The 18,413-nt window shown below is 46.5% G+C and carries 19 protein-coding genes; 10 read left to right on the top strand and 9 right to left on the bottom strand.

Annotated features, from left to right (window positions below; genetic code table 11):
• Positions 1–129 precede the first annotated feature (129 nt).
• Entirely contained in the window at positions 130–1,464 is a 1,335-nt protein-coding gene (gene mnmE / locus ABDZ76_RS05575; RefSeq protein WP_343802438.1) for a tRNA uridine-5-carboxymethylaminomethyl(34) synthesis GTPase MnmE, read from the bottom strand.
• A gap of 147 nt (positions 1,465–1,611) precedes the next feature.
• On the opposite strand from mnmE, the gene ABDZ76_RS05570 reads away from it, so the two are divergent.
• Positions 1,612–3,648, top strand: a complete 2,037-nt coding sequence (locus tag ABDZ76_RS05570; RefSeq protein WP_343802435.1) for a thioredoxin domain-containing protein — start codon at positions 1,612–1,614, stop codon at positions 3,646–3,648.
• A gap of 46 nt (positions 3,649–3,694) precedes the next feature.
• Here ABDZ76_RS05570 and rho read toward each other — a convergent pair whose 3' ends face one another.
• The 3 genes from rho to hemE form a co-directional block, all read right to left on the bottom strand.
• Positions 3,695–4,960, bottom strand: a complete 1,266-nt coding sequence (gene rho / locus ABDZ76_RS05565) for a transcription termination factor Rho (RefSeq protein WP_343802432.1) — start codon at positions 4,958–4,960, stop codon at positions 3,695–3,697.
• 298 nt (positions 4,961–5,258) lie between these two features.
• Positions 5,259–5,792, bottom strand: a complete 534-nt coding sequence (hemJ, locus tag ABDZ76_RS05560; RefSeq protein WP_343802429.1) for a protoporphyrinogen oxidase HemJ — start codon at positions 5,790–5,792, stop codon at positions 5,259–5,261.
• Between the two features lie 11 nt (positions 5,793–5,803).
• Entirely contained in the window at positions 5,804–6,826 is a 1,023-nt protein-coding gene (gene hemE, locus ABDZ76_RS05555; protein ID WP_343802426.1) for a uroporphyrinogen decarboxylase, read from the bottom strand.
• Positions 6,827–7,261: 435 nt separating this feature from the next.
• On the opposite strand from hemE, the gene ABDZ76_RS05550 reads away from it, so the two are divergent.
• The 5 genes from ABDZ76_RS05550 to dnaQ are packed head-to-tail and all read left to right on the top strand — an operon-like array spanning position 7,262 to position 10,884.
• On the top strand, positions 7,262–8,083 hold the full coding sequence (locus ABDZ76_RS05550; protein ID WP_343802423.1) for a pyruvate, water dikinase regulatory protein: 822 nt from the start codon (positions 7,262–7,264) through the stop codon (positions 8,081–8,083).
• Between the two features lie 28 nt (positions 8,084–8,111).
• Complete coding sequence (locus tag ABDZ76_RS05545) at positions 8,112–8,711, top strand: Maf-like protein (RefSeq protein ID WP_343802420.1); 600 nt, start codon at positions 8,112–8,114, stop codon at positions 8,709–8,711.
• The gene (locus tag ABDZ76_RS05540) at positions 8,704–9,555 is read left to right on the top strand and encodes a shikimate dehydrogenase (RefSeq protein WP_343802417.1); all 852 of its coding nucleotides are present in this window, start codon (positions 8,704–8,706) and stop codon (positions 9,553–9,555) included. The genes ABDZ76_RS05545 and ABDZ76_RS05540 overlap by 8 nt, the downstream gene beginning before the upstream one ends.
• Position 9,556: 1 nt before the next feature.
• Entirely contained in the window at positions 9,557–10,141 is a 585-nt protein-coding gene (gene coaE, locus ABDZ76_RS05535) for a dephospho-CoA kinase (protein ID WP_343802414.1), read from the top strand.
• A gap of 38 nt (positions 10,142–10,179) precedes the next feature.
• A complete protein-coding gene (gene dnaQ / locus ABDZ76_RS05530) occupies positions 10,180–10,884 on the top strand; it encodes a DNA polymerase III subunit epsilon (protein ID WP_343802411.1) in 705 nt (234 codons plus the stop codon).
• A 72-nt stretch (positions 10,885–10,956) separates the two neighbouring features.
• Here the strand turns inward: dnaQ and secB are convergent, their stop codons facing one another.
• Both secB and ABDZ76_RS05520 read right to left on the bottom strand, forming a co-directional pair.
• The gene (gene secB, locus ABDZ76_RS05525) at positions 10,957–11,445 is read right to left on the bottom strand and encodes a protein-export chaperone SecB (protein WP_184221521.1); all 489 of its coding nucleotides are present in this window, start codon (positions 11,443–11,445) and stop codon (positions 10,957–10,959) included.
• A 119-nt stretch (positions 11,446–11,564) separates the two neighbouring features.
• Complete coding sequence (locus ABDZ76_RS05520; RefSeq protein WP_343802406.1) at positions 11,565–12,083, bottom strand: FxsA family protein; 519 nt, start codon at positions 12,081–12,083, stop codon at positions 11,565–11,567.
• 455 nt (positions 12,084–12,538) lie between these two features.
• Here ABDZ76_RS05520 and ABDZ76_RS05515 point away from each other — a divergent pair, with 455 nt between their 5' ends.
• The 3 genes from ABDZ76_RS05515 (at position 12,539) to ABDZ76_RS05505 (ending at position 14,401) form a co-directional block, all read left to right on the top strand.
• Positions 12,539–13,252, top strand: coding sequence for a Tim44/TimA family putative adaptor protein (locus ABDZ76_RS05515; RefSeq protein ID WP_343802403.1), 714 nt, complete (start codon positions 12,539–12,541; stop codon positions 13,250–13,252).
• Between the two features lie 169 nt (positions 13,253–13,421).
• Positions 13,422–14,003 (top strand): Smr/MutS family protein, encoded by a 582-nt coding sequence (locus ABDZ76_RS05510; RefSeq protein WP_343802400.1) that lies wholly within the window; start codon positions 13,422–13,424, stop codon positions 14,001–14,003.
• Positions 14,000–14,401 carry a helix-turn-helix domain-containing protein gene (locus ABDZ76_RS05505; protein ID WP_343802397.1) on the top strand — a complete coding sequence of 134 codons (402 nt, stop codon included), beginning with the start codon at positions 14,000–14,002 and terminating at the stop codon, positions 14,399–14,401. The genes ABDZ76_RS05510 and ABDZ76_RS05505 overlap by 4 nt, the downstream gene beginning before the upstream one ends.
• Here ABDZ76_RS05505 and ABDZ76_RS05500 read toward each other — a convergent pair.
• The 3 genes from ABDZ76_RS05500 to hslV form a co-directional block, all read right to left on the bottom strand.
• Positions 14,398–15,375, bottom strand: coding sequence for a DUF1402 family protein (locus ABDZ76_RS05500; protein ID WP_343802394.1), 978 nt, complete (start codon positions 15,373–15,375; stop codon positions 14,398–14,400). The genes ABDZ76_RS05505 and ABDZ76_RS05500 overlap by 4 nt on opposite strands.
• A gap of 149 nt (positions 15,376–15,524) precedes the next feature.
• On the bottom strand, positions 15,525–16,826 hold the full coding sequence (gene hslU / locus ABDZ76_RS05495; RefSeq protein ID WP_343802391.1) for an ATP-dependent protease ATPase subunit HslU: 1,302 nt from the start codon (positions 16,824–16,826) through the stop codon (positions 15,525–15,527).
• A gap of 120 nt (positions 16,827–16,946) precedes the next feature.
• Complete coding sequence (gene hslV / locus ABDZ76_RS05490; protein WP_343802388.1) at positions 16,947–17,501, bottom strand: ATP-dependent protease subunit HslV; 555 nt, start codon at positions 17,499–17,501, stop codon at positions 16,947–16,949.
• 301 nt (positions 17,502–17,802) lie between these two features.
• Between hslV and hisB the strand changes: the two genes are divergently transcribed.
• A complete protein-coding gene (gene hisB, locus ABDZ76_RS05485) occupies positions 17,803–18,411 on the top strand; it encodes an imidazoleglycerol-phosphate dehydratase HisB (RefSeq protein ID WP_343802385.1) in 609 nt (202 codons plus the stop codon).
• Positions 18,412–18,413 lie beyond the last annotated feature (2 nt).

Genomic DNA, 18,413 nt, shown 5'->3' with positions numbered 1-18,413 from the left:
ATGGAGACTCATAAGGTCTATTATGAGTCAAGCATCAATTATGGATTCCACTGAAATGTTTCACGTGAAACATTCCATCACTCAAAAATCATTTAAACATGATTGAGTACGAAAATTGTTTCACGTGAATCATTTGCCAATGCAGAATTCTGAAAAGATAACGTCTAAAATATCTTCCACATCAACATCGCCTGTAATGCGCCCTAATGATTGAGAAGCTAAACGAAGGTTTTCAGCACGTAGTTCCAATGGGTAATTCGTGTTGGTTATTGCATTTTCAATTTCATTTGCAGTCTGTTTCAACAAGCTAATGTGGCGCAGCCGTGTGGGAACAACTTCTGACAGATTGCCAGCTTGAGCTGATATAGTTTCTGTTAAACTATCAATAAGCTGATTAATGTTTTCGCCGCTTGTTACAGAGATACAGATTTTAAAATCCTCACCCTTATAATCATGTGTCAGATCAATTTTAGTGCCGATACGCCAAGCTTCAACTCCTGCCAGATCATCTGATAAATCAGTGCGCTGATGAGCGGTTAAATCTTCGAGCAGTAAAACAAGGTCGGCCTTACGTGCTTTTTCGAGTGCACGTTCAATACCAATCTTCTCAACCTTATTTTCTGTTTCTCTTATGCCAGCAGTATCTGTGAGATAAACAGGAACACCTGCCAGATCGAGTTTAACTTCGAGAAGGTCACGCGTTGTTCCCGCTTCATCTGAAATAATCGCTACATCGCGCCCAGCCAAGAGATTTAATAAGCTGGATTTTCCGGCATTGGGTTCACCAGCAATAACGATCTGAAAGCCATCACGGAGTAAATCCGCACGTTTACCACCAGCAATATGATCCTGAATAGAGCTATTAAGCTCAGCCATCGCTTGCCATACCTGATCTGATACAGAACCTGGTACATCGCTTTCATCAGCAAAATCTAGTTCTGCTTCAATCAAAGCGCGCGCTTGAATAAGTTTGGTGCGCCAATCATTATAGAGATCGCGTTGCGCACCCGAAGCCACATGTTGTGCTAAACGTCTTTGACCTTCCGTTTCAGCACTGATTAAATCAGCCAAACCTTCAGCAATCGTTAAGTCCATCTTGCCGTGAGTGAAAGCGCGACGGGTGAACTCCCCTGCTTCTGCAAAGCGTAATCCTTGCATCTGCGATAGTTCACTTAAAAACCGTTCAACAACGGCAACACCGCCATGTAAATGAAACTCGGCACAATCTTCACCAGTGAAACTGGCTGGTCCTTTAAAATAAATCAAAAGTCCCTGATCTAGTAATTCACCATTGACACTATGAAATGAACCAAACATCGCTCGGCGCGGTTCCGGCAATTTTGAAAAGATCGTTTCGATAACGAATCGAGTTTGCGGCCCTGATACGCGAATGACTGCCACACCGGCAGGCAAGCGTCCGCTGGATAAAGCGAAAATCGTATCGTGGAAACTACTCTCATTCATAGCATTTTACCGTATTTAAAAAGATCAGTTGTCTGTATGATAATTCATCATAGGTTTTATCTAGCGCATTTGGTTGATAGTCGCAGCATAAATATATCCAGTCTCAACCTTTCATTTCCTGCTATGCAAACTTCAAGGATCAACACCATGACAGTTCAACTTTCCAATCAGTTAAAACTGTCATCCAGTGCTTACTTACGCCAGCATGCAGATCAACCGGTTCATTGGCAGACATGGTCTAAAGAAACACTGGAACTTGCCAAACAATTAAACCGTCCGATCTTATTGTCGATCGGTTATGCAGCCTGCCACTGGTGTCATGTTATGGCGCATGAGAGTTTTGATAATGATAAAATTGCTGATTATATGAATGAGCATTTCATCAATATTAAAATCGACCGTGAAGAGCGGCCTGATCTCGATCAGATTTATATGGCCGCTTTAACTGCAATGGGTGAGCAAGGTGGCTGGCCTCTCACGATTTTTTTAACGCCAGATGCCGAACCATTCTGGGGGGGCACATATTTTCCACCACATACACGCTTTAATCGTCCCGGTTTTGATGATGTGCTACGCGGCATTCATCAGCTTTTCCATCAGGACAAAGATAAGGTTAACCATAATTCCCGCGTGATCACTGAACATATCCAGCAACGTTTAGCACAACATTTAAATCACGATAGTGCGCCACAAGACCCGTTTCTTTTACACAAGACATATGCGCAGCGTTTGAGTTCAATGCTTGATCCGCATTATGGCGGCATAAAAGGTGCTCCTAAATTTCCAAGCAGCCCTTTAATGGAAATCTTTTGGCTCCAGCATTTAAATAATAATGATCCAGCAGCCTATGATGCTTTTCTGTTAAGCCTCAAGAACATGGTTCAAGGTGGAATATATGATCATGTTGGCGGTGGTCTGTGTCGCTATAGTGTAGATGATCATTGGCTGGTGCCGCATTTTGAAAAGATGCTTTATGATAATAGCCAGCTGATTAAACATGGCAGCTTTGCCTATGCTAAATCCCAGGATCAATTGTTACGTACACGAATCGAAGAAGTCATTGACTGGCTGCAAAGAGAATTACAATTGCCGCAAGGTGGTTTTGCGTCGAGTTTAGATGCTGATAGCGAAGGTGTTGAGGGCAAATATTACGTTTGGGATCGCTCCGAAATTGATGCCATTCTAGGTGATGATAGTCAGATATTTTGTGAAGCCTATAATATAACCATGCAAGGTAATTGGGAAGGCAGCAATATTCTCAATCGCCTCCATTCTTCTTTAGCTGATCCTGACCAGAAACTAATCGAAACATGCAAAAGCAAACTTCTGGCAGTGCGCCAAAAACGTATTGCACCAGCCCGTGATGATAAGTTGCTGGTCGATTGGAACGGACAATTAATTGTAGCGCTTCTAAATGCCGGCCGCGTATTTGATCGCGCGGACTGGATTAAGCTAGCCAAACAGACTTACGCAAAAATTAACATGAGCCTTGATCATCACGGCTTATGTCATTGTCTTTCAGATTATGTTCCGAGTGTTCGCGCATTATCATCAGACTATGCGGCGATGATCCATGCCGCAGTTTCATTATATGGCTATACAAGTGATCAAAGCTATTTAGCAGATGCCCGCTTATGGCTCAGTGAGCTCAATAAACAGCACAAGGATGAGAACGGCGATTATCGCCTTACAGCGCTTAATCAAGATGATGTGATTATCCATATCCATGCGGATCAGGATGACGCTACACCAAGCGCTACAGCACAGCTGATTGAAGCCTTAGCAAGACTGGCACTGGTTGATCAGGATATAAAACTACAGCAACAGATAGAAGCGCTATCACAACGCGCCCTCACCCGTATTCAAGCGCTTAGCTATGGCCAAGCAGGCATTTTGAATGCTGCGCTCATTTCACAATCAGCGATGATTTTACATATTTTTGCTGATTCAATGGAACATCCGCTCATCAAAATTGCCAATCAGATGATTGATATGAGACGCACAGATGTCATCAAAGTCATTGCGAATGATGAAATGCGTGAAACAGAGATACCACATCTTGGTGCGCAGAATATCACTCAATCATCAGCTTATTTATGTATCAGCAATCGATGTTTAGCGCCGGTTTACTCCGGTGATGATCTTGAAAAGCTCTTAAAAGAAAATGCCTCGCTTCAAACCTGAAGCGAGGCATTTTAAAGTCACAGGCTAATTCCCGTTATTCTATGAATTAGGTATTCATGGAATCGAAGAATTCACCATTGCTCTTGGTCTGCTTGAGTTTGTCATTAAGGAACTCAATCGCATCTGTGGTGCCCATTGGTGCCAGAATACGACGCAGAACAAAGATCTTCTGAAGATCCTGACGCGGCACAAGAAGGTCTTCTTTACGTGTACCGGATTTAAGAATATCCATTGCCGGGAAGATACGCTTATCAGCAACCTTACGATCCAGAACAATTTCAGAGTTACCAGTACCCTTAAATTCTTCAAAGATCACTTCATCCATACGGCTACCCGTATCGATCAGGGCTGTTGCAATAATGGTAAGCGAACCGCCCTCTTCAATGTTACGTGCAGCACCAAAGAAGCGTTTAGGACGCTGCAAAGCATTCGCATCCACACCACCGGTCAAAACCTTACCTGATGACGGCACAACGGTGTTGTAAGCGCGTCCAAGACGGGTAATGGAATCGAGCAGAATGACAACGTCACGGCCGTGCTCAACCAGGCGCTTGGCTTTTTCAATCACCATTTCAGCAACCTGAACGTGGCGTGCTGCCGGTTCATCAAAGGTAGAAGAAATCACTTCCCCCTTAACCGAGCGCTGCATATCGGTCACTTCTTCCGGACGTTCATCAATAAGAAGAACAATCAGATAGCACTCAGGATGATTAGCAGTGATCGAATGGGCAATATTCTGCAACAGTACCGTTTTACCGGTACGTGGCGGTGCAACGATCAAAGCGCGCTGACCTTTACCCAAAGGCGCCACCAAATCAATCACACGGGATGAGAGATCTTTATTGGTTGGAACTTCAAGTTCCATCTTAAAGCGTTCATTCGGATAAAGCGGTGTCAGATTGTCAAAGTGAACTTTGTGACGGATTTTTTCCGGATCTTCAAAGTTGATAGTGTTGACCTTCAACAGCGCGAAATAACGTTCGCCTTCTTTAGGGCCACGGATCGGGCCTTCAACCGTATCACCGGTTTTCAAAGAGAAACGACGCAGCTGTGACGGTGAAATATAAATATCATCAGGGCCTGGCAGATAGTTTGCGTTTGCTGAACGCAAAAAGCCAAAACCATCCTGCAAAACTTCCACTACACCTTCGCCGATAATTTCGACTTCCTGAGCGGCCAGTTTTTTCAAAATAGCAAACATCAGCTCCTGCTTACGCATGGCGCTGGCGTTTTCGACTTCGAGTGTTTCAGCAAAGGCCAGCAATTCAACCGGCGTTTTGTTCTTTAGTTCTTGTAGTTTCATTTCCTGCATGGGTGAGGAACTCATTAAAATGTAAGGGAAAAAATGCAATTTTCGGAAAAGTGATCATTAAGCTATGATCGACATCGAAAGTCTGCTTATCAGGTGGGAAGTGCCACATACATAATGATTTTTACGCTTCAGAGCAAGAGGCAATTAAATCGGACAAATTATTTTAGTACGAATTTTATAATCGAGACAAAACGAACGACGTATTTTTAAAAATTATAGCAGAGCACAAAATACTACAATCATAAAAAAAGCGCCGCTTTTGCAAACGGCGCTTCTTTTTGAACTTAAAAAATCCTGATCAGAATGGTTTCACGATCACTAAAATGACAATCAAGATCATCAGAATTGTCGGCACTTCATTGAAAATCCGCCAATATTTCGATGATTTAGTATTCTGATCGGCTGCAAAGCGGCGCATGGATTTCGATAGGATTCCGTGTGCTGCGGACATCAGGACAACTAAAAGTAGTTTTCCGTGTAACCAACCACCTTTGAATGCAAACATATCCCAAGCCATCCAAAGACCGGTGATCCATGCAATGATCATCGCTGGGTTCATGATGACGCGCAAAAGTCTGCGTTCCATCACTTTGAACAATTCAGATGTTTCAGAACCCACCGCGATTGTTGAATGATAAACAAACAAACGCGGCAGATAGAGCATCGCTGCCATCCAAGAAATGATCGCAATCACATGGAGCGCTTTAATCCAATTATAAGCACCTTCTGGATTCACGTGAAACAATATGCCGAAACCGATTAAAACAATGGCAAGTGAAACCATTGCCCGAATGGCGACTTTGGAACCGGAACTATTAACATCAGTGCTCATAAAGATTCTCCTTATGCCTGATTTCTTATCCGATCGAGCATTTGCTGTACATGTTCAATCGGTGCCTGTGGTGTTATGCCATGGCCCAGGTTGAAGACGAGCGGACCTTGTCCCAAATGCTTCAAAATGGCGTCTACGCCTTCATCAAGCGCTTTTCCGCCAGCAACCACCCGCAATGGGTCGAGATTACCCTGTACGGCGCCCTGTGCCTGTAACTGCTTGGCAAAAGAGAACGGCACTGTCCAATCCATCCCCAGCATGTTCACGCCGGTTTTTTCACGGTAATCTTGATAAAGCAGACCTGCACCTTTCGGGAAGCCGATGATGCGGGCATCCGGATAAACGGATCTGACTTTTGCAACAATGCGCGCCACTGGTTTGACACAGAAGCGATCAAAGCAATCTTCATCTAAAACGCCAGACCATGAATCAAAGATTTGCAAAGCATCAGCGCCGGAATCGAGCTGTTTGATTAAATAGGCAGCAGAGATATCCGCCAGATCATTCAAAAGCTTTTCAAACAGTTCCGGGTGCTGATAGGCAAAAAGGCGTGCAGGCGCCTGATCCGGTGTGCCATGACCGGCGATCATATAGGTCGCAACAGTCCATGGTGCGCCACAAAAGCCGAGCAAGGTGGTTTCATCCGGCAATTCATTACGCAGACGATTGACTGTTTCATAAACAGGTGCGAGTTTTTCCTCAGCCCCTTCAATATTCAAAGCAGCAATTTCATCTGGCGTAATCGGTGTCATTAAAGGACCACGTCCTTCTTCAAAGCGAAGGTCACGTCCAAGGACATGAGGGACAACCAGAATGTCAGAAAAGAGAATTGCTGCATCAAAGCCAAAACGACGAATTGGCTGAAGGGTTACTTCAACAGCAAAATCGGGTGAGTAGCACAGGTCGAGAAAGCTTCCTGCTTCCTTTCTGCTGGCTCTGTATTCAGGCAGATAACGGCCTGCCTGACGCATCATCCAAGCTGGTGGTGGAAATACTGTTTCACCGTCAATAACTCTCAAAACTTTGCGTGTCATCGTTTTTCCTTTTGGCGCGAGCGGAGTTATCCTCAGGCGCTATTAGTAAAGAAAGGAAGGATTTTGGAATCTTTTGATTCTTAGAGTCTGTTAGTATTGGGGATTAATGTTTGCCTTTAATTTACCCACAGCACATTCACTCTGATCCTTTGGTGTGTGCATAAATCACCGATCATTCGGGAAAAAGCAATGGGTGGTCAAATTTACTTTGAATCCTAAGGACTTGGCAAAAAAATCTATCCACTGCAAATTGTGGAAAACTATTGGATAAGTGTGATAGAACTAAACCAATCAGAGTTTATGCACATCCCTGTCATAAGTTTTTATACAGATCGGCGAATTGTGGATAAATCGCGAAGTTTTCACCAGCCTGACTGGGATGAATAAAAGGCACTTAAAATTACGCACAACCGTCAACAGGGTGATGAGATAACTGTGACAAAACCGCTTTCTTACTTTCATTTACATTTGATTTCTGATGCGACCGGAGAGACTCTCATTGCAGCAGGCCGTGCAGCGGCCGCGCAATACACCAATGCGCGTGCGATTGAGCACATGTATCCGCTGATCAGAACCGAGAAACAATTGAGCAAAGTTCTGGAAGGAATTGATGCCGAACCGGGCATTGTTCTTTACACAGTGGTGGATCAAAAACTGGCTGCGATGATCGATCAGTCCTGTTCGGCGATGGGGGTTCCTTGTGTTTCTGTGCTGGAGCCGGTGCTGGCAACTTTCCAGTCTTATTTGGGGCTCGCCGCACACCGACGCGCCAGCGCGCAGCATGTTTTAAACACGGATTATTTCCGCCGTATCGATGCGCTCAATTTTACTATGGAGCATGATGACGGCTTGCTGCCACCTGATATTGAAGAAGCAGATATTGTTTTGGTTGGCATTTCCCGCACCTCTAAAACACCAACCAGTATCTATCTGGCCAATCGCGGTATCAAAACCGCCAATGTGCCGATTGTGAATGGCGTGCCAATTCCTGATGAAGTGATCAATGCCAAGAAACCATTGATCGTTGGTTTGATTGCCACGGCTGAGCGTATTTCGCAGGTGCGCCAGCATCGTTTGCTAGGCACGGTTGCTGATTTTCATAATGAATTTTACACTGACAGAGCTGCGATTGCAGAAGAGCTAACCTATGCGCGCAATCTTTGTGCGCGGCATGGCTGGCCGGTGATTGATGTATCGCGTCGCTCGATCGAAGAAACAGCGGCGGCCATTTTAGCGCTGCGCCCGCGCAATCGCTGATAAGACAGACCAGAAAATGAGATCAACCGTGACCCCCTCCCTTATCTTAGCGTCCAAAAGTCCGTTCAGGGCACAGCTTCTTAACAATGCCGGTTTGACCTTTGGCACGGAAAATGCCGATATTGACGAGCGCGCTGTTGAAGCGCCGCTTTATCGTTCGGGTGCAACGCCTGAAGATGTGGCGATGGTGTTGGCAGAAGCAAAAGCTTTAGCCGTTAGTGAAAAACATCCCGATGCGATCATTATCGGTTGTGACCAGACCTTATCTCTGGGCGATGAGATTTTTCATAAACCGGCTGATCTGGAAGAAGCAGGTAAAAACCTTCTCAAGCTTTCCGGTAAAACACATCAGTTAAACAGTGGCATTGTGCTGGTCAAAAACGGCGAGACAATTTGGCGCCATGTGGCCATTGCTTATATGACTATGCGTCCCTTGCAGCCGGAATTTATCGGCCGCTATCTGGAGCGTATTGGTGATAATGCTTTATCCAGTGTCGGCGCTTATCAGGTGGAAGGCGAAGGCATTCAGTTGTTTGAAAAAATCGAAGGCGATTATTTTACTATTATCGGCCTGCCTTTATTACCGCTCTTACAAAAACTGCGCGAAGAAAGTTTGATTGATGGCTGATAAAAACCAAGCCTTTGTAACCGGCTATCCGATTAAACATTCACGCTCGCCGCTTATTCATGGCTTTTGGCTGCGGGAATATGGTTTGCAGGGGTCGTATCAGGCAATGGAAGTGGCACCTGAAGACTTTGCCAGCTTTGCTACCACGTTAGCTGCGCAAAATCTGGTTGGGGGAAATGTCACCCTGCCCCATAAGGAAGAAGCTTTTAAGCTTTGTGCCAAACTTGATGATGCAGCCAAAGCCATTGGCGCGGTTAATACGCTTTGGCTGGAAAATGGCGAGCTGTGCGGCAGCAATACCGATGCTTATGGTTTTGCAGCCAATCTGGATGCATTGGCGCCGGATTGGGATAAAGCAGATACAGCGTTGATTTTAGGTGCGGGCGGCGCTTCGCGCGCAATCATCCACGCATTGAAAGAGCGCGGCTTTAAAACCATATCTATAGTGAACAGAACTTTGGCGCGCGCTGAAGAGCTGGTCAGACATTTTAAAAGCGATGATGTTGTGATCACCGCGCATGAATGGGCAGAAGCTGACACGCTTGTGCCATCGGCTGGTTTGATCGTTAATACAACATCGCTTGGAATGAGCGGACATGGCGAAAGTCAGGAATTTCCGCTTGATCTGACCAAGGCATCTAGCCAGGCCTTGGCAACAGATATTGTTTATGTTCCACTGGAAACAGGGTTTTTGAAAAAGGCAAAAAGTGCCGGATTAAAAACTGCGGATGGTTTGGGCATGCTGCTGCATCAGGCGGTGCCGGGTTTTGAGCGTTGGTTTGGTGTGCGTCCTGAAGTGACAGATGCTTTGCGCGCGCATATTTTAGAGGATATGGCAAAATAAAATGATCATTGTCGGTCTCACCGGTTCTATCGGAATGGGTAAATCCACCGCTGCCAAAATGTTTGAGCAGGCTGGTGTGCCGGTTTATGATGCTGATGAGACGGTGCACCGGCTCTATGCCGGACGTGCCAGCCCTCTGATTGAGCAAGCTTTTCCAGGCACTGTGGTTGACGGCATTGTCGACCGTAAAAAACTGGCGCAGGCTGTACTTAATGATAGTCAGGCCATGAAAAAGCTTGAAGCAATCGTGCATCCGTTGGTGCATGAAGAAGAAAGCCTCTTTCTGGAACAGGCAAAGTTTGATCGTGAGCCGATGGTGGTACTTGATATTCCGCTGCTTTTTGAGGCAGGCGGCAAAGACCGGGTTGACCGTATTGTGGTGGTAAGTGCCGCTGCTGATGTGCAGCGCCAGCGGGTGCTGGCCAGAGAAGGCATGACGATTGAAAAATTTGAGAGTATTTTAAGTCGTCAGATGAGCGATCACGAAAAGCGTGCAAAAGCTGATTTTATCATTGATAGCAATGTTAGTTTTGAGGCTATGCAAGAGCAGATTGATTTAATCATTGAGCAATTGAGCAAGCATTAAATCTGAAGATAGAATTAAGCATAAAGGCATGAATAACAATGCGTGAAATCGTTTTCGATACTGAAACCACGGGTCTTGCCCGTCTGGAAGATCGGGTTATTGAAATCGGCGGCGTGGAAATGGTCAATCGTTTCCTCACCGGTCGCACATTTCATGTTTACATCAATCCGCAAGGCAAAGAAGTGCATCCTGATGCGTTGGCAGTGCACGGGATCAGCAATGAGCAGCTGGTTGATAAGCCGGTTTTTGCCGATATCGTGGATGATTTTCTCGCGTTTTTTGATGGTGCCAAGCTGGTCGCGCATAATGCGATGTTCGATCTGGGCTTTATCAATGCGGAACTTGATCGTTTGGGGCGCGAGCCGATCGGGACTGACCGGATTGTGGATACATTGGCCTTGGCGCGTCGGCGCAATCCGATGGGGCCGAACACGCTTGATGCGCTCTGCCGTCGTTATGGCATTGATAACAGCCACCGTACATTGCACGGCGCTTTGCTTGACTCTGAAATTCTGGCCGAAGTTTATATCGAGCTGATCGGCGGTAAACAGACAGCCCTTGGTTTAAACAGTGATAGTAATCAGGATAGTTCTGCCCAATCAGGCGGAGCGCAAAAAATTGAGCTGGCCAAGCGCCCTGCCCCTTTGGCTTCCCGTATCAGCGAAGCCGAAAAAGCAGCCCATGATGCAATGGTTGCTAAAATGGGCGATAAAGCGATCTGGAAAAAATATATGGCCGGTTGAGGCTTTAATAGTGTTTAATAAAAAAGCCCGGATAAACATCCGGGCTTTTTTATATTTCAGTTTTTAAACTGATTAGCTCTTAACAGCGTTTTTAGCCTGTTCTTCAGCCATGCGCTGCTGGAACATCTGAGCAAAATCGATCGGGTCGATCATCAGTGGCGGGAAGCCGCCATTGCGTGTTGCATCAGCAATGATCTGACGGGCAAACGGGAACAGAAGACGCGGGCATTCGATGAAGAGAAGCGGCAATACATGTTCCTGCGGGATGCCCTGAATGCGGAATACACCACCGTAAACCAGCTCTGCGTTGAACAGAACATCTTTGTCGTCTGTTGCTTTCGCGGTCAGGGTCAGAACAACATCAAAATCGTCCTGTGCAATCGGGTTTGCATTGACGTTTACATTGATGTTGATTGCAGGGGCTTTTTCACGCGGACGCAGTGACATTGGTGCGCCTGGGCTTTCGAAGGAAAGATCCTTGATATACTGAGCCAGAATATTCAGTGATGGCTCAACAGCTGGATTAGCCGAACCGTTTCCATTCGTCGCTTCATTTGCCATTTTCAAAAAAACCTTTTTTTGTTTGAGCGGGATCCTGAATGTCCCGAATTCAGTTAAGTTGGCTAGCATGTGTTTCTCTATGAGGCAAGAAACTGCTTTAAATCTTAAAGCTTCAGGCTTCATTTATCCTGATTATTTGGCCGCCATGGTGAATTCGGGTCAGGTTTACTGGAAAAATCTTCCGGATCGAGATCAATGATATTGTCATCACTATAAGAAGAATTACTGTTATAAGAATTATTATTGCTGTAATTGCCGCTGTTTGTATAAGCGCCAGCGACCACCATTTTGCCGCGCAAAAAGCGGTTCCAGACAAAATCACGAATTGGTGGCATGAAAAGCAGCAAGCCGATTGCACTGGTAAAAAAGCCTGGCACGATCAGCAAAATTGCCGCCATTACTAGCATAGCACCATGAACAACTTCACGGTCTGGCACACGGCCGGCAGCGGTTTCTGAGCGGATGCGCTGTAACAGGCTGAAGCCTTGAATACGCAGCAGAAAAAAGCCCAGTATGGCGCTTAGGATCAGCAATCCGATGGTTGCCAGCACGCCCACATGACTGCCGACGATAATAAAACCAGCAATCTCGATAAAAGGTAATGCCAATAAGAAAAGCGGTGCATAGGAGGATGGCATATAAAAAAGGCCTTTCACTTGCCTGTCGGTTTCAGTTCATTCAGCATTTATGAATGTCCATCATTCACATTGATGCGGCAGTATTGCGGTTATAATGCTATATTCGTGGTTTAATCCGCATGAAATATATGCATTTGCAATGAAATACATATAGGATACACGGCATCACTTAAGCTTTACGCTATTACAGATAGGTATGCGCTATCCGTATTTGAATGTTTGATCAGCACACTCTATATGTTTTTTGAATACAAGCGCATCCTAAAAACTATGTAATGGTTTTTAGATTAAGATGCGCGTTGAGAATAAATAGCATCCCAAAAAGTGTTTAACGGTTTTTGGAATAAGGTGCATCAATGAGCGGATTGAGCATTTTTATAAATTAAGAATGCTTCAGGTGAAATTCAGATCCGGTTATGCTAGAGTGAAGCACGGGTCCTAAAATGGCGCAGGGTATGGAATTTTTTGATTTTGGCACAATTTTCTTCTTCATCGCAGCGGTTGTGATTTTCTTCCAGCTGAGAAATGTTCTTGGCACCCGCACAGGTAATGAGAAACCGCCCTTTGATCCTTATACATCGCAAAAGCCAGCGGATGCAGCGCAGCCGCAAAATGGTGATGATGCGGATAATGTGATTTCGCTGCCGCGCAAAGCTGGTGCAGAACAGCCGGTCAAAGATTTCCGCTCCATTGATGCCGTGGCACCCGTCGGTTCGCTCATCAATGATAAATTGCGTGCCATCCGTGCAATGGATGCTTCATTTGATCCAAAGACTTTCGTTAAAGGCGTGAAGCTTGCGCATGAAATGATCGTGATGGGTTTTGCCGACGGTGATCGTAAATTGCTGAAAAACCTTCTGTCCAAAGAAGTGTATGAAGGCTTTGTCGCCGCTATTGATGAGCGTGAAAAGCGCGGTGAAAAACAGCGTTCCACTTATATCGGTGTGGAAAAAGCTGATATCACTGCAGTGGAAATCAAAGGTTCGGAAGCCCATATTACAGTTTCACTGTTAAGCCAGATGATTTCATCCACTTTGGACAACCAAGATAATCTTATCGATGGTGATCCGGAAGCTGTGATTGAGGTCAAGGATCTCTGGACATTTGCGCGTGATGTAAAATCGCGTGATCCAAACTGGCGTTTGGTGGCAACTGAGGCAGAGGACTAAGGGTCTTTCTGCTTTTAGCAACCTTAATCTTTTGTGATCCGGATTCGGACAAGTGTTGTATATAATAAAATTAGCTCTGTTCCGGGCAGCATTGACTGCCCGGATGTTTATTTTTCGAAAAATGACTAACGGCTTTGGCCGTTTTTTTGCGTTGTGAGGAGCATTGCACATGGCTCCTAAAAATTACCTACGCTCAGAAGACAGGATTTTATGGGAAACGGTTGCCAAAACCGCATTGCCGATTTCCGGCAAACATCATTTAAAATCGGCAATGGATGATTTTGATTTGTGGGAACAGGAAGTCGCCCCCAAACCAAAACCATCGGCTGCGCCCCAATTTAAAAAGCTTGTTGTATCAAACGAAGAAACAAAGCCTGTGGTCGGCAAACCGAAACAGGCGGAAATTTATCAGCTTGATAAACCAACGCATCGAAAAATCGCCAAAGGGCGTCTCAATATTGATGCAAGGATTGACCTGCACGGACTGACGCAGCGTGAGGCGTATAATTTATTATACGGCTTTCTGGCCGATGCTCATGGCAGAGGTTTGCGCCATGTGCTGATTATCACCGGTAAAGGACGCTCTTTCGGCAGTGAGGGGGTACTGAAACAAGTGGTGCCGCATTGGTTTTCGACGCCGATTTTCCGTTTGCTTGTCAGTGCTTATGAAGATGCAGCCCATCATCATGGCGGGCATGGTGCGCTTTATGTACGTTTGCGCCGTGCCGGTTCCGTAGGATTATCCCTATGACCCCTTTTGGCCAGCGATTGCGAGAACTGCGTGAAAAGCGCGGTGTATCACAAAAGGAAATGGCGGAAGCTTTACGGGTTTCTGCTGCCTATTTGTCAGCGCTTGAGCATGGGCGGCGCGGTGCGCCGACATGGGACATGCTGCAACGCATCATCACTTATTTTAATATTATCTGGGACGAAGCGGAAGAGCTGCAACAGCTGGCGAAAATTTCGCATCCGCGTGTGGTGATCGATACGGCTGGCCTGAGCCCGCAAGCCACCGAACTTGCCAATTTATTATCAAAGAATATTCGTATTCTGGATCGCGAGACGATTAAAACCATGACTGAACAGATTGAAGCGGCGCGTAAGCGCCGCCGCAATAAATCAATCCGTCACGGTTTGCCTGTTAATTAAAACAGGGCTTTCAACTCATCCATCTTGGTATTGACCAACCAGCCATAGTAGTTTTCCTGTGGCATCAAAGGCGGCTGACCAGCTGCTTTTCGCTTGTTGTTGGTCTGTGCCAAAGCGCGTGCACGGTCGTCCGCACCACCGGTATTATAAAGGGTGGCGGTCAGACCCGGATTTTTAGAAATATCAAAACCGGCAATCTGACGATAGGACGTGATCGACTGTTTAATCGTGGCTGCAATATATGGCAGGGTTAAATCCGGATCCATAATGGTTTTATAGATGGTGGTGCCATCTTCAGCGCGCAGTTTCGGCAAACCTGAAACGCGATTGACCATATCGGACATTTGCAATGCGGTCAGTGGGTTGATCTGGCCAAGACCAAAGGTTTGGCCTGCATAGAATGGCTGGAAGAAGACAGCGCTGAAACGGTTGTTCGGGTAAGATTTGCCGCCAACTTTTTTACCGCGAAATTTGGCATTCCATACATCTTCACGGCAGCCCCAGAGCGTGTAGCTGTCTTTAAAGCGTTCGCAACCGGAAAATTCAGGACGCTTGATAAAAGCGGCGATGCTTTCGCCATTATAAGAAAAATCCACACCCTGATTAACATAGGACATGGCCTTCACATAATAGGTCTGCAAACGGTCATAGACATCCACATTATAGGTATGTTCACCGACAACCGCGCCCACAATATGGATCGGGTCAATGCCATAGGCAGAAGCATTGGCGCGGATTTTTGAGCGCAGCGATGCATCCGATTTCAGCAATGTGTAGATTTTTTGATATTTCTTTTCGTAAGTGGTGCTGAGTTCTTTGGTGCGCTTGGCAGAGGCACCAGGAATTGCAGGCTGCTCAGCATTGCGATTGCCCGGGGGAACAAGCGTCGCGCTATAAGCGGGCTGGCTGAAAACTGGGCTTGCAAGCACTACGGACAGGCAAAGGCCGGCGATAAGGTTCAGTCGGCTAGTCATATTGCTGTAACGTGCCTCGGTAAGTGAAGAAATGCGAATATAAGTTGAGCCGGAAAATAAAAAATCCCCCCGCACAAGTCGAGGGGATTTTTTAAATTCTTAATTAACTATTTCAATAGTGACTTTCTGGTCACTTATATTCACAATTATCACAGAATAAAGCGTGACAGATCGGTGTTCTTGGCCAGATCGCCCACCATTTTACGCACATAATCGGCGTCAACGACAAAAGCCGAGCCCGATTTATCCGGTGCGGAAAATGAAATTTCATCCAGCACACGCTCCATCACGGTCTGCAAACGGCGTGCACCGATATTTTCAACCGTTGCGTTGAGATCAACGGCAATATCCGCCAAGGCATCAATCGCATCATCGGTAATATCGAGTTTGACCTCTTCCGTTGCCATCAAAGCGATATATTGCTTGATGAGGCTCACTTCGGTTTCGGTCAGAATGCGACGCAGATCCTGACGGGTCAGTGCGCTCAGTTCCACACGGATCGGCAAACGACCCTGCAATTCAGGCAGCAGGTCGGATGGTTTGGAAACATGGAAAGCACCGGATGCGATAAAGAGAATATGATCGGTTTTCACCGGACCATATTTGGTTGCAACGGTGGTGCCTTCCACCAGTGGCAACAGATCGCGCTGCACACCTTCACGTGAAACACCGGCACCGGAACCACCTTCACGGGCGATCTTGTCGATCTCGTCCAGGAAGACGATACCGTCATTCTCTGTTGCCTTGAGTGCTTCCTGAATGACCTGATCCTGATCCAGCAGCTTGTCGGATTCATCGGTGATCAACAGCGCATAGGAATTTTTGACACTGGTTTTGCGTTGTTTGGTACGGCCACCCATGGCTTTGCCAAGCATGTCGCTCAAGTTCAGCACACCGATATTGGCACCCGGCATCCCCGGAATTTCAAAATTGTTGCCGCCGCCATTGTCGGCGACTTCAATTTCGATTTCCTTGTCATCCAGCTCACCTTCGCGCAATTTCTTGCGGAAGCTGTCGCGGGTTGCAGGGCTGGCCGTTTTACCCACCAGCGCATCCAATACACGTTCTTCGGCATTGATATGGGCTTTGGCTTTCACCTCTTCACGCTTTTTCTCGCGCACAAGGCCAATGGCCGCTTCCACCAGATCGCGGATGATCTGTTCAACATCACGTCCGACATAGCCAACTTCGGTAAATTTGGTGGCTTCAACCTTGATGAAAGGCGCACCGGCTAATTTGGCAAGACGGCGGGAGATTTCGGTTTTACCAACGCCGGTCGGTCCGATCATCAGAATGTTTTTTGGCATCACTTCTTCGCGCATCTGGCCGTCAAGCTGCTGACGTCTCCAGCGGTTGCGCAAAGCAATGGCAACGGCGCGCTTGGCGTCGTTCTGGCCAATAATGTAGCGATCCAGTTCAGAAACAATTTCACGCGGTGAAAAATTTGACATGATTTATAATCCATCGGCCGTTACCCGCATAAGTTTGAAAGGATGAACGGCTTTTCATTTGAGCTGATTGGATGATGAGAGGCGATTTTCGCCTCTCGGCTTTGCTCTTCAATTGGGCGCTTATTTCGCGTCGAGTGTTTCCACCAGAATGCTATGATTGGTGTAAATGCAGATATCGGCTGCAATATTCATTGCTTTGAGAGCAATTTCTTCTGCGCCAAGATCGGTATCAACCAGCGCTCTGGCCGCAGCCAGCGCATAATTGCCGCCCGAACCGATGGCCATCACGCCATGTTCCGGTTCCAGCACGTCGCCGGTGCCGGTCAGTGCCAAAGTTACATTGGCATCAGCCACCAGCATCATGGCTTCCAGTTTGCGCAAATAGCGGTCGGTGCGCCAGTCTTTGGCAAGTTCCACACAAGCGCGCATCAACTGGTCGGGATATTGTTCAAGCTTGGCTTCAAGGCGCTCCAGTAGTGTGAAAGCATCAGCCGTCGCACCGGCAAAACCGGCAATCACATTGCCTTTGCTGAGGCGGCGCACTTTGCGGGCATTGCCCTTCATCACTGTATTACCAAGCGATACCTGACCGTCACCGGCAATAACGACTTTGTCGCCTTTGCGGACTGTCACGATGGTGGTGCCGTAAATGGTTGTCGGATTGTGATTGATCATAGATACTCCTTAGGCGATCGCTCAGATTCCTGTTCACTTAGGCAATCATGGCGATCCCGACTGATCTTAGCTGATCCTGAATATGTGACGCGAAGATGCGATTTACAAGAAATAAGCTCTGTTTCCTTGTCTGTTTATGTATGAAATTGACAAAGAAATGCAAATAATAAGGCGGTGCGGCGCAACAAATTAAGCCAATTGATGGCTGCAACCCATCAAAGCATTTGGAAAAAGCCGCAACCTGTTCTAGAACGCTGCCAATAAATGCCTATGGGGCCAATATATACATATGGGAAAAGATATGGTTTCTGACAGCACACGCAAAGCCAGCATTGAACGCTCCACCAACGAAACCGGAATTTCCGTTTCGGTGAATTTGGACGGAACCGGCCAATTTGATATTAAAACAGGTGTTGGTTTCTTCGACCATATGCTTGATCAGCTGTCACGACATTCCCTGATTGATATGCATATCCGCACCAAAGGCGATACGCATATTGATGACCATCATACCGTTGAAGATACCGGCATTGCACTGGGCAAGGCTGTGGCGGAAGCCTTGGGCGAGCGCCGCGGTATTGTGCGTTATGCCTCACTTGATCTGGCGATGGATGAAACTTTAACCCGCGCGGCATTGGATGTGTCGGGGCGCCCTTTCCTCGTTTGGGATGTGCCTTTCAATGCGCCGAAAATCGGTACATTTGACACCGAGCTGGTGCAGGAGTTTTTTCAGGCCTTTGCCATGAATGCCGGCATTACATTGCATGTCAAAACCCATTATGGCAGCAATAACCATCATATTGCCGAAACTGTTTTTAAAGCAGTGGCGCGCGCTTTACGGGTTGCTATTGAAAGTGATCCGCGCCAAAAAAATGCGATACCTTCAACAAAGGGCACTTTAAAAGGTTAGTC

Origin of the sequence: Paenochrobactrum glaciei (assembly GCF_039522165.1) — a bacterium.
Taxonomy (GTDB): domain Bacteria; phylum Pseudomonadota; class Alphaproteobacteria; order Rhizobiales; family Rhizobiaceae; genus Paenochrobactrum; species Paenochrobactrum glaciei.
The sequence above is the reverse complement of the archived record's forward strand: the minus strand, read 5'-3'. Positions and strand labels throughout refer to the sequence as shown.